Raw genomic sequence first — 11,898 nt, 5'->3', positions numbered from 1 at the left:
CGAGGTGTTCGCCTTCGCTGCTCACGCGGCGTCGTCCGTTTCCAGCTGGGACGCTACGATTTCCCGGTAAGTTTCCGAGGACTCGAGAAGTTCGGCATGGGTTCCTTGTGCCACCAGGCGGCCCTCGTCGATGAGCAGTATCTGGTCCGCCGACACCACGGTGTTGATGCGCTGGGCGACAATGATGACGGTCGCCCCCCGGAGTTCCGGTTCAAGCGCGGCCCGGAGCTTTGCTTCCGTCACCGTGTCCAACGCAGAGAAGCTGTCGTCAAACAAATAGACGGATGCAGGGCGCAGAATGGCGCGGGCTATGCATAAGCGCTGCCGCTGGCCGCCGGACAGACCGGCGCCGCCCTGGGACAACATGGTCTCCAGTCCTTGCGGCAACTCGTTCACGAAATCCGCGGCCTGGGCCGTCTCAAGGGCATGCCACAATTGCGAATCTGTCGCGGAAGGCAAGGAAATCCGCAGGTTCTCGGCGATGGTTCCGCGGAACAGCCAACTCTCCTGGGGCACGACGCCGAGCTGGTTGCGCAAGGCATTGAGCGGAACGGCCGCGATGTCCCGGCCGTCGAGCGAGATGCTTCCACTGCTCACCTCAAGCAGCCTCGGCACAAGGCTGACGATGGTCGACTTGCCGCTTCCCGTGGAGCCGATGACCGCGGTCGTGCTTCCCGGAGCCGCGTGGAATGTGATGCTTTCCACTACTGGTGTTTCGGCTCCCGGGTAGGCGAAAACGACATTGTCGAAGCGCAGGCCTTCAGCCCGCGAGGGGCGTGCCACCATCCCGCCGGCAGTGTTTCCCGGCTGCGTGATTTCTGATTCCGTGTTGAGCACTTCGGTGACGCGTTCAGCGCTGACAGCCGCCCGCGGGGCCGTGCTCAACACGTACATTGCCATCATGATCGCGAGGAGGATCTGCATGATGTAGGCGATGAACGCCGTGAGCGCACCCAGCTCCATGTCTCCCGCGATGATGCGGTGCCCGCCTAGCCAGACCACGCCCGCGGATGAAAGATTGACCACGGTCATGACGAGGGGAAGCATGGCCGCGACAATCCTGGCCGAACGGAGATTGTTCCTTGTCAGTGCGTCGTTGGCGGCCTCGAACCGTTTCATCTCGAACGGCTGGCGGACGAACGCACGAATGACCGCGGTCCCCAGGATCTGTTCCCGGAGGACGCTATTGATCCGGTCCACCAAGCCTTGGCCCTCGCGGTACAGCGGGACGAGCTTGCGGACAATCAACAGCATGATGGCGAGCAACACGGGAACGATGGCGAAAACGATCCAAGACAGGGCAACGTCCTGTTCGACCGCCAGGATCACGCCTCCGATGCCCATGACGGGCGCCGCCACCAGCATGCTGAAAACCAGGACCGTGATGTTCTGCAGCTGCAGGACATCATTCGTCGTCCTGACCACGAGGCTGGCCGGTCCGAAGGCTGCGACGTCCTGGTCGGGCAGGGAATGAATCTTGTCGAAGAGTTCCTGCCGCAGCCCGCGGCCGACCTTCATGGCGACAATCGCTCCGAGGTAGCCGGCGAGCACCGCGGCGAGCACCTGGATCACCGTGAGGACCAGCATCCAGGTACCCAGGCGCAGGATTACCTCGCTGTTCCCGGCGACCAGGCCGTCGTCGACGATCTTCGCGTTGAAGGTGGGCAGGAGGAGTGTGGCGCCGGTCTGGACGAGCTGCAGGAGAACGATGGCCAGCACGTGGGGCTTGTAGGGGGCGAGGCGCTGCAACAGCAAGGATGCCAGCACACTGCCTCCAATCGTTGGCCTCCGGAGCAGCGGATTCCACACGATGCCACCCCGAGATCGCGTTGCCATTGTAGTTCAGAACACAGTGCGAAACCTTGTAAACGCGGCACTTCCGGCGTCCTTTGGACGCGGGCCCGCTCAGCCTCGTTTTTGTGCCACCGCAAAAACCCTGCGGAAGGCAAACACTGTTCCGTGCCGGCCCCGCGGATAGGCCTCGCGGAGCGCGGCTGCGTAATGGTTTTCGAACTCGCGTGCTTCGTCTTCGGGAAGCCCTGCGAGCACTGGACGCAGGCCGGTCCCGCGCACCCACTCCAGTACCGGATCGGCTCCCGGCAGGAGTTGCTGGTAGGTGGTTTCCCAGGCGTCGGCGTCGCATCCGGCGTCGAGCATGATCCGCAGGTAGTCGGCCGGTTCGCCCACGGCGTCGTCATGGCGGAGCACGCCGGACAGCCTTCCGGACCATTCCGGCGAAGCGGCCAGTTCGCGCATGAGCACGTGGGACGGCGCACTGAAGTTTCCGGGGACCTGGAGCGCAAACCACGCACCAGGTCTCAGCGCTTCCAACCACGCGGAGAGCATCGTCAAGTGGCCCGGCACCCATTGCAGCGCCGCGTTGCTGACCACGACGTCGGTGTCCGCTTCCGGTGCCCATCCGGCAATGTCTGCCTGCACGAACGAAAGGCCCGGTTGCGCGGCAGCGAGGACTTGGGCTTTTGCCAGCATTTCGGCTGAGGAGTCCAGCCCGACGACGGCGGCGCCCTGCCATCGCGTCGCGAGGGTCGCCGTCAAGTTCCCCGGACCGCAGCCCAGATCCACGACGTGCCGGGGGTCCTCCGCCAGAATCCTCGACGTCAGGTCAAAAAACGGCCGGTCGCGGTGATTGCCGAACTCGATGTACTTGGCTGGATCCCATTTCACTGCATCCTCCATGGTCGGTCCCCGTGGTCTGCTCCACCCACACTAAGCTGGAAGGCAATGAAACTTCTTGAGCAGCTCCCCGACGGCGGACGCGTTGACCCGGACGAAATCTACACACGCTTCGTCGCCTGGACGGAGAGCCGCGGACTTCAGCTCTACCCCGCCCAGGACGAGGCCATCATGGAACTCGCGTCGGGCGCCAATGTCATCCTGGCAACCCCCACCGGTTCCGGAAAATCCCTCGTGGCGATCGCCGGGCACTTCGAGGCGATGTCCCGCGGCTTGCGCAGCTACTACACCGCCCCCATCAAGGCCTTGGTCTCGGAAAAGTTCTTCGCGCTTTGCGACATTTTCGGAGCAGAGAACGTCGGCATGATCACCGGAGATTCGGGAGTCAACCAGGATGCGCCGATCATCTGCTGCACCGCCGAAATCCTCGCCAACATCGCTTTGCGCGAAGGCAAGGAAGCCGAGCTCGGCACAGTCATCATGGACGAATTCCACTTCTACTCCGATCCCCAGCGCGGTTGGGCTTGGCAGGTGCCGCTCCTGGAGCTCCCCCAGGCCCAGTTCCTGCTGATGTCGGCCACCCTGGGAGACGTCAGCCGCTTCGAAGCCGGCCTGAGCGAACTCACCGGGCGGTCCACTACCACCGTGAGTTCGGCCGAACGGCCCATCCCGCTGCACTATTACTTCCAGGAAACACCGGTCCACGAAACCCTCGAAGAACTGCTCAGCACCAAGCAGGTTCCCGTGTACGTGGTGCATTTCAGCCAGGTGGAGGCCATCGAGCGGGCCCAGAACCTCATGAGCGTCAACATGTGCTCCCGCGAGGAGAAGGACAAGATTGCCGAGCTGATCGCGGGATTCCGGTTCGCCGCCGGCTTCGGCAAGACCCTGAACCGGCTGGTCCGCCATGGGATCGGCGTCCATCACGCCGGCATGCTGCCCAAGTACCGCCGCCTCGTTGAGCAGCTGGCACAAGCAGGACTCCTGAAGGTCATCTGCGGCACCGACACGCTCGGGGTCGGGATCAACGTTCCCATCCGCACTGTCCTCCTGACGGCGCTCAGCAAGTACGACGGCGTCCGCACCCGCCTGTTGAACTCCCGGGAGTTCCACCAGATCGCGGGCCGCGCCGGCCGGGCGGGCTACGACACGGCCGGTACGGTGGTCGTGCAGGCTCCCGAACACGTCGTGGAGAACGCGAAGGCGATGGCGAAAGCCACCGCGAAGTTCGGCGACGACCAGAAGAAACTGCGGCAAGTGGTTCGGAAGAAGCCACCGGAAGGCTTCGTCTCCTGGGGCCAGCCCACCTTCACCCGTTTGGTGGAGTCCGTGCCGGACCCGTTGACCTCGAGTTTCACTGTGACGCATGCGATGCTGCTCAACCTGATGGAGCGCCCCGGCGACCCGTTCACCGCTGCCCGCCGTCTCCTCACTGAGAACCACGAGGCACGGCCCGCCCAACTGCAGCTCATGAAGAAGGCCCTGAGCATCTACCGCGAGCTGTTGGCAGCCGGAGTGGTTGAACGCATTCCCGAGGCCGAGCAGGAGAAAGAAGGACGATCCGTCCGGCTGACCGTTCACCTGCAAGCCAACTTTGCCCTGAACCAGCCGCTTTCACCGTTTGCGCTTGCCGCGCTCGAGCTCCTCGATCCGGAGTCGCCGTCGTACGCCTTGGACGTCGTGTCCGTGATCGAAGCGACCCTCGAGAAGCCCCGGCAGATCCTCTCTGCGCAGCAGAAGAAGGCACGCGGCGAGGCCGTCGCCGCGATGAAGGCCGACGGCATCGATTACGACCAGCGCATGGCGATGCTTGAAGAGGTCAGCTACCCGCAGCCCCTCGCGGAGATCCTGGGCGAAGCGTTCGAGGTGTACCGCAAGGCCGCACCCTGGGTGGGCGACTTTGAGCTGGCTCCGAAGTCGGTGGTCCGCGACATGTATGAGCGCGCCATGAATTTCGGTGAGTTCGTGCAGTTCTATGGGCTGGCCCGCTCCGAGGGAATCGTGCTGCGGTATTTGGCCGACGGCTTCAAGGCCCTGCGCCAGACGGTCCCGCAGGACGTGCTCCGCGAAGACCTCGAGGACCTCATCGCCTGGCTGGGTGAACTGGTCCGCCAAGTCGACTCCAGCCTGCTCGACGAGTGGGAAGAGCTCACCTCCGGGGTGGCTCCGACGCCGCACGACGCTCCACCTCCCCCGCCGCCGTCGCTCACGTCAAACATCCGCGCCTTCCGGGTCATGGTCCGCAACGAAATGTTCCGGCGCGTTGAGTTGTTCGCGGACGAGGATGCGGCTGCCTTGGGCGAGCTCGACGCCGGCAGCGGCTGGGATGCGGAGCGCTGGGAAGACGCTTTGGACGACTACTTCGACGAGCACGACGACATCGGAACCGGCCCCGATGCCCGCGGCCCGGGACTCCTCATGATCACGGAGGAACCAGGCATCTGGCGGGTGCGGCAGATTTTCGATGACCCGGCCCGCAACCATGACTGGGGCGTTTCCGCCGAAGTGGACCTGGCAGCCTCGGACGAGAGCGGCACCGCCGTGGTCAGGGTGACCTCGGTCAACCGCCTGTAGGCGCCTAGTAAGCTCGAATCATGAGTGTTGTCCGCCCAGCCACAGTGTCCGACGTCCCCGCGATCCTGCAGATGATCCATGAGCTTGCCGTCTATGAAAAAGAGCCCGACGCCGTGAAGAACACGCCGGAAATGCTCACCGAGGCCTTGTTCGGCGAGAATCCACGGGTGTACGCGCACATGGCGGAAAACGCGGCAGGAGACGTCCAGGGATTCGCTTTGTGGTTCCTGAACTACTCCACGTGGGAAGGCGTCCACGGCATCTATCTCGAGGACCTCTACGTCACGCCCGATGCCCGGGGCGAAGGCCACGGGAAGGCGCTCCTGCAGCACCTGGCCGCCACCGCCGTCGAACGCGGTTATGCACGGGTGGAATGGAGTGTCCTGGACTGGAACGAACCGTCCATCAACTTCTACCGCGGCCTCGGAGCGGTGCCCATGGACGGCTGGTCGACCTTCCGGCTGACCGGCGAAGCGCTGGGTGCCTTCGGCAGCGACAAGGTCATGGCTCGTGGCTGAGCGCGTGGTTGAGGGCGTGGCGCACACCATCCGGGCACGTCACGAATTCCGGGGCGTCCGCACCACCGAACACTTCTTCGCGGTCCCCCTCGACCATTGGGCGTCCGCAGGTGTGGAAGCCGACAGCACCGCGGAAACGATCACAGTCTTCGCGCGGGAGTTCGTCTCCGCCGAGCACTCGGAGGAGGACACAGCCCGGCTACCGTGGTTGCTCTACCTCCAGGGCGGGCCCGGCGGACGCGGAACCCGGACCACCTCCCTGTCCGGCTGGATGAAGGCTGCCGCGAGGAGTTTCCGCATCCTGATGCTGGATCAACGCGGCACGGGCCTGTCCACGCCGGCGGACCGAAATACCTTGCCGCTCCGGGGCGATGCCGCCGCACAGGCAGACTACCTCACGCATTTCCGGGCGGATTCGATCGTGGCCGACGCCGAACTCATCCGCAAGACCCTCGGTTCGGAACCCTGGACCGTCCTGGGCCAGAGCTTCGGCGGTTTCTGCGCGCTGACCTACTTGTCCTTCGCGCCGGAAGGTTTGAGCGAAGTGCTCATCACGGGAGGTCTGGCGCCGCTGGAAGGTCCGGCCGAACGCGTCTACAAGGCGACTTTCCAACGGGTCGCGGAACGCAACGCGGAATACTTCGGGTGGTACCCGGAGGACCGCAAGCGGGTCACCCGGATCGCGCGGCATCTGGAATCGACGGACGAGCGGCTGCCCAGCGGAGAACGCCTCACCACGGAACGCTTCCAAATGGTGGGATCGTTCCTGGGCGGGAACGCCCGCGTGGATGCCCTGCACACCCTCCTGGAGGACGCCTTCGTGCCGTCTCCGGCGGGCGAACGCCTCTCCGACGCCTTTCTGGAACAGGTCTACGGCCTCGTTTCCCGGGCATCGAATCCCCTGTACGCGGTCTTGCACGAGTCCATCTACGGACAGGGGCAGGCGACCGGCTGGGCGGCGTGGCGGGTGAGCGGGGAGTTCCCCGAGTTCCATCCCGACGCCGCGGAGCCGCTCCTTACGGGCGAAATGGTCTACCCCTGGTACTTCGAACAGGATCCAGCGCTCGTGCCCCTGCAGGAAGTGGCTGCGCTGTTGGCCGGCAAACAAGACTGGAAACCGCTCTACGATGTGTCCCGGCTGAAGGCGAATACTGTGCCGGTCGCGGCAGCTGTCTACCGCGACGACATCTATGTGGACTTCCAGCTATCCATGGAAACCGCGGCCGCCGTCCGCGGACTGCAGGCCTGGACCACAGGGGATTTCCATCACGATGGCATCGGCGAAGACGGGGAAGGAATCTTCAACCGGCTCCTGGGGATGGTGCGCGGCAAGAACTGAGGTTCTGCTGTTCAGCTCAGCCCGCCGGCCGTACTGCCGGACGCTTCACCGAAGCCGCGACGACGGCCAGCACGACGACGGCCACGGCACCGGAAGCCATGTTCAGACCCTCGTAGCCCACCCAGCCCAGCACGAGCCCGGAGAAGCCTCCGCCCAAGGCACCGGCAGCCCCCATGAGTGTGTCTGAGACTCCCTGGACGATGACGCGTTGCTGCCGCTCGACGCTCTCGGCCAACAGGGTGGATCCTGAAATCGTCGCGGCCGACCACCCTAGGCCGAGCACAACGAGCCCCACCGTGACCAGGGCCGGGTCCTGCTGCCCGAAGCCGGCCACGGCGACAGCCACCGCCAGCAGCACGAAGCCCAGCACGATCGTCTGGATCCGGCCCGCCCTGTCCGTCAGCCACCCCATCAGCGGCGACAAAGCGAACATGCCGGCGATGTGGAGGGAAATCGTAAATCCAATGATCACCAGGGCGTCGGTACCCATGGCGTGGCCGCCCTCGTGACCCACATGGCCCCCAACCGGCCCGGTGGAGACGAGCTCCTGCAGGTGCAACGGCGTCATCGACATGACCGCCACCATGATTCCATGCGCCGCAACCACCGCAGTCAGGGCCAGCTTGGCGCGCGGAGACGCCCGCACGGCCTGGAATCCGGCAGTCAATGAACGACGTCGGGGTCCTCCTGCTTCGGCACGGGCGCCAGCGCTTCCGCCGTCGTCGTGCGTCCCCTCGGCCAGGCGCCTTGCCAGCAACAGCGGGTCGGGGCGCAGTGCGGCCATCAGTAACATCGCGGCCAGAAGGAGGCCGGCAACGGAGAAGACGAATGGCCCGGAGATTGCGGGCAGGCCCAGAGCTTCGCCCATCGCAGCGCCAGGTTGGATGAGGTTCGGACCGGCCACGGCGCCGATGGTGATTGCCCAGACCACGGTTGCAAGCGATCGTCCGCGGTGCTCCGGTGCGGCGAGATCGACGGCGGCGAATCGCGCCTGGAGGTTCGATGCCGTGCCGAGACCCAGCAGGGCTGCACCAAGGAGGAGCACCGCGAAAGCCCCCGTAGCCGCCGCGACAATCATGAAGATTGCCCCAAGCATCGCGGCCAGGAGACCGGTGACGAGTCCGGCACGGCGCCCCCTGCGCTCGGCAAGACCGGCCAGGGGCAAAGCAGTGACGGCACCGGCGAGCGTGAGGATAGTGGTGACCGATCCCGCCCAGGCGCTCGATCCACTGAGCTGGACGGCAAGCAACGATCCGATGGACAGGGTGGCGCCGTTGCCCACACCGCTCAGCAGTTGTGCGGTGCTCAGCAATCGGACTGTGCGTCGCTGTACTGCTGCCGGATCGAGGGTCATCGGAGAGGTCAACGCCATGCCAAGAGCATATCTCCGCCAAACGCTGAGCCCCGGCCACAGTAAGGGCCGGGGCTCCGAAACGTTCCGCAGTTGACCCGTGTTAGTTGCCGCTGACTTTGTTCATGCTCTTGCGGGAATCTTCTTCGAGCCGGGCATCCAGCTTGGACTTGCTGCCCGCCGGGGTCAGGAGGCTCGCGACAACCGCCACGACGATGGTGCCGAGGATGACCGCGAGGGACACATAGGTCGGGATCTCCGGAGCCCATTCGATGTGGTGGCCGCCGTTGATGAAGGGCAGTTCGTTGACGTGCATGGCGTGCAGGACCAGCTTGACGCCGATGAAGGCGAGGATGATCGACAATGCGTGCTTGAGGTAGATCAGCCGGCTCATGAGTCCGCCAAGCAGGAAGTACAGCTGGCGCAGGCCCATGAGGGCGAAGATGTTGGCGGTGAAGACGATGAAGGCGCTCTGCGTCAGTCCGAAGATGGCCGGAATGGAGTCCACAGCGAACAGGAGGTCGGTCATGCCGATGGTCACGAAGACGATCAGCATGGGAGTGAACAGTTTCTTGCCGTTGACCGTGGTCCGAAGCTTGCCGCCGTCGAACTTCTCCGACATCGGGACAACTTTGCGGATACGGGCGATCAGCGGGTTTTCGGCGCCGTCTTCCTCGTCTTCGCCGTTGTCCGTGGCTTGCTTCCACGCGGTCCAGAGCAGGAACGCGCCGAAGATGTAGAAGACCCAACTGAACTGCTCAATCACCACGGCACCCAGGGCAATGAAGATACCGCGCAGGACGAGGGCGATGATGATGCCCACCATGAGCACTTCCTGCTGGTACTTACGGGGCACCGAGAACCGCGCCATGATGATGATGAAGACAAAGAGGTTGTCGATACTCAGGCTGTATTCGGTCACCCAACCGGCGATGAACTGGCTGCCATGCTCCGGGCCGGCAAAGGCGAACATCGCTCCGGCGAACACCAAGGCGAGGGTGACGTAGAAAGCGACCCAGAGGCCTGCTTCCTTCATGGAGGGTTCGTGCGGACGCTTGACCACCAGGAGAAGGTCGACAAGGAGGATGATTCCGAGAACGACGAAGGAGCCGATCTCAAACCAGGCGGGGAGTTGCATCTAGAATGCCTTTCGCAGGTACGCCAAAACGGCGTAAGTCTCTCCGACCTGCCTGCGTCTCCATGCCCGAAGGCAACAACGCTCAAACGGCGATCCGCTAGGCCCGGCGAGGCGTCTGTGCCTTGCGTGTTGACGGACGTAGCGCTTGGGATACTCCCCTACGTAGCCCCAACTTTACCCTAAGCGTGCCCGGCGGACTGCATTTGGCGGAGTTCGCGCTTGAGGTCGCCCACCTCGTCACGGATCCTCGCAGCGATCTCGAATTGGAGCTCAGCGGCAGCCGCGTGCATCTGCTCGGTCAGCTGTTCGATCAGGCCCACGAGGTCTTCGGCCGGCGCCGCGGCCAGGCCATCTTGCCGGACCTTCGAAGCGCCCTTGCCCTTACCGGTCCGGCCGCCCTTTCCGGCTGCGGCCAACAACTCGCGGGTGTCGGCGTCTTCGCGGGCAAGCTGATCGGTGATATCTGCGATCTTCTTGCGCAACGGCTGTGGATCGACCCCGTTGTCCGTGTTGTACTTGACCTGGATTTCCCGGCGGCGGTTGGTTTCCTCAATGGCCTTCGCCATCGAGTCCGTGATCCGATCGGCGTACATGTGGACCTGGCCCGAGACGTTTCGGGCGGCGCGCCCGATGGTCTGGATGAGGGAGGTGGCCGAGCGGAGGAATCCTTCCTTGTCGGCGTCGAGGATGCTGACAAGTGACACTTCGGGCAGGTCGAGGCCCTCTCGGAGCAGGTTGATGCCCACCAGGACGTCGAAGCTGCCCATGCGGAGCTCCCGGAGCAGTTCCACGCGACGGAGGGTGTCGACGTCGGAGTGCAGGTATTGGACCTTGACCCCATGGCCCAGCAAGTAGTCGGTCAGGTCCTCGGCCATCCGCTTGGTCAAGGTGGTGACCAGGACGCGTTCGTCGCGCTCCACGCGCGTCCTGATTTCGCCAAGGAGGTCGTCGATCTGGCCTTTGGTCGGCTTCACGATGACTTCGGGATCGATCAGTCCGGTAGGGCGGATAATCTGTTGGACGAACCCGTCGGCCTTGCCCAGCTCGTACTTGCCGGGGGTCGCGGAAAGATAGACGGTCTGGCCCACCCGTTCCAGGAATTCATCCCATTTGAGCGGCCTGTTGTCCATGGCCGAAGGAAGCCGGAAACCGTGGTCCACGAGTGTGCGCTTGCGCGACATGTCGCCCTCGTACATGGCGCCGATCTGTGGAACCGTGACATGGGATTCGTCAATGACCAGCAGGAAGTCGTCCGGGAAGTAGTCGATGAGGCAGTGCGGGGCCGTGCCGGAGCCGCGGCCATCGATGTGGCGTGAGTAATTCTCGATGCCGTTGCAGAAACCCATTTGCTGCATCATCTCGAGATCGTAGGTGGTGCGCATGCGCAGCCTCTGGGCCTCCACCAGCTTGTTCTGGCCTTCGAGGACCTTGAGCCGCTCCCCGAGCTCGTTCTCGATGGCGGTAATGGCGCGGGACATGCGTTCCGGACCGGCGACATAGTGCGAGGCCGGGAAGATGTACATCTCGGTTTCCTCGCGGATGACGTCGCCCGTTACCGGATGCAGAGTATAGATGTTCTCGATCTCGTCGCCGAAGAACTCGATGCGCAGGGCCAGCTCTTCGTACATAGGGATGATCTCCACGGTATCTCCGCGGACCCGGAACGTGCCGCGGTGGAAGTCCATGTCGTTGCGGGTGTACTGCATGCCGACAAACTTCCGCAGGAGATCGTCCCGGTTCATTTCGGCGCCCTTGGTGAGCGTGACCATCCCGGCGATGTATTCTTCCGGGGTGCCCAGGCCGTAGATGCACGACACGGTAGCCACAACGATGACATCCCTGCGGGTCAACAGCGCATTGGTGGCCGAGTGCCGCAGCCGCTCCACCTCCTCATTCACGGAGGAGTCCTTCTCGATGAAGGTATCCGTCTGGGGGACGTAGGCTTCAGGCTGGTAGTAGTCGTAATAGGAAACGAAGTACTCCACCGCGTTGTTGGGCAGCAGCTCCCGGAACTCGTTGGCGAGCTGCGCGGCCAAGGTCTTGTTTTGGACCATCACCAAGGTGGGCCGCTGCACTTGTTCGATCAACCAGGCGGTGGTGGCACTCTTGCCCGTACCGGTGGCGCCGAGCAGGACGACGTCTTTCTCGCCGTTGTTGATCCTTTCGGTCAGCTCGGCGATTGCGGCCGGCTGGTCACCTGCCGGCTTGAATTCGCTGATGACCTCAAAAGGCGCGACCACACGGTTGATCTCCTGGGCAAGACTCATGAATCCAATGTACCCCC

General features: G+C 63.9%; 8 protein-coding genes. 3 read left to right on the top strand and 5 right to left on the bottom strand.

Annotated elements, in window-relative coordinates; all coding sequences use genetic code 11:
- Window positions 1-21: 21 nt before the first annotated feature.
- A complete protein-coding gene (locus tag AC3WJU_RS01540; RefSeq protein ID WP_059389288.1) occupies window positions 22-1,767 on the bottom strand; it encodes an ABC transporter ATP-binding protein in 1,746 nt (581 codons plus the stop codon).
- A gap of 138 nt (window positions 1,768-1,905) precedes the next feature.
- Window positions 1,906-2,685, bottom strand: a complete 780-nt coding sequence (locus AC3WJU_RS01535) for a trans-aconitate 2-methyltransferase (RefSeq protein ID WP_492258972.1) — start codon at window positions 2,683-2,685, stop codon at window positions 1,906-1,908.
- Between the two features lie 57 nt (window positions 2,686-2,742).
- Between AC3WJU_RS01535 and AC3WJU_RS01530 the strand changes: the two genes are divergently transcribed.
- Genes AC3WJU_RS01530 through AC3WJU_RS01520 form a run of 3 tightly spaced genes read left to right on the top strand, consistent with a single transcriptional unit; the run spans window position 2,743 to window position 7,125 of the window.
- Window positions 2,743-5,268, top strand: coding sequence for a DEAD/DEAH box helicase (locus AC3WJU_RS01530; protein ID WP_492258971.1), 2,526 nt, complete (start codon window positions 2,743-2,745; stop codon window positions 5,266-5,268).
- 20 nt (window positions 5,269-5,288) lie between these two features.
- Window positions 5,289-5,786, top strand: a complete 498-nt coding sequence (locus AC3WJU_RS01525; RefSeq protein WP_284988232.1) for a GNAT family N-acetyltransferase — start codon at window positions 5,289-5,291, stop codon at window positions 5,784-5,786.
- Window positions 5,779-7,125, top strand: a complete 1,347-nt coding sequence (locus tag AC3WJU_RS01520) for an alpha/beta fold hydrolase (RefSeq protein WP_059389290.1) — start codon at window positions 5,779-5,781, stop codon at window positions 7,123-7,125. Before AC3WJU_RS01525 ends, AC3WJU_RS01520 begins: the two co-directional genes overlap by 8 nt.
- Window positions 7,126-7,141: 16 nt before the next feature.
- Here the strand turns inward: AC3WJU_RS01520 and AC3WJU_RS01515 are convergent, their stop codons facing one another.
- The 3 genes from AC3WJU_RS01515 to uvrB all read right to left on the bottom strand — a co-directional run bounded on the left by AC3WJU_RS01515 (window position 7,142) and on the right by uvrB (window position 11,881).
- On the bottom strand, window positions 7,142-8,497 hold the full coding sequence (locus AC3WJU_RS01515) for an MFS transporter (protein WP_492258970.1): 1,356 nt from the start codon (window positions 8,495-8,497) through the stop codon (window positions 7,142-7,144).
- Window positions 8,498-8,579: 82 nt separating this feature from the next.
- Complete coding sequence (locus AC3WJU_RS01510) at window positions 8,580-9,614, bottom strand: TerC family protein (protein WP_059389293.1); 1,035 nt, start codon at window positions 9,612-9,614, stop codon at window positions 8,580-8,582.
- A gap of 179 nt (window positions 9,615-9,793) precedes the next feature.
- Complete coding sequence (uvrB, locus tag AC3WJU_RS01505) at window positions 9,794-11,881, bottom strand: excinuclease ABC subunit UvrB (protein ID WP_059389294.1); 2,088 nt, start codon at window positions 11,879-11,881, stop codon at window positions 9,794-9,796.
- Window positions 11,882-11,898 lie beyond the last annotated feature (17 nt).

It is taken from the genome of Arthrobacter sp. FW306-1B-F12A (assembly GCF_058781865.1).
Note: the sequence above shows the minus strand (reverse complement) of the source record. Positions and strands in the feature narration are given on the sequence as shown.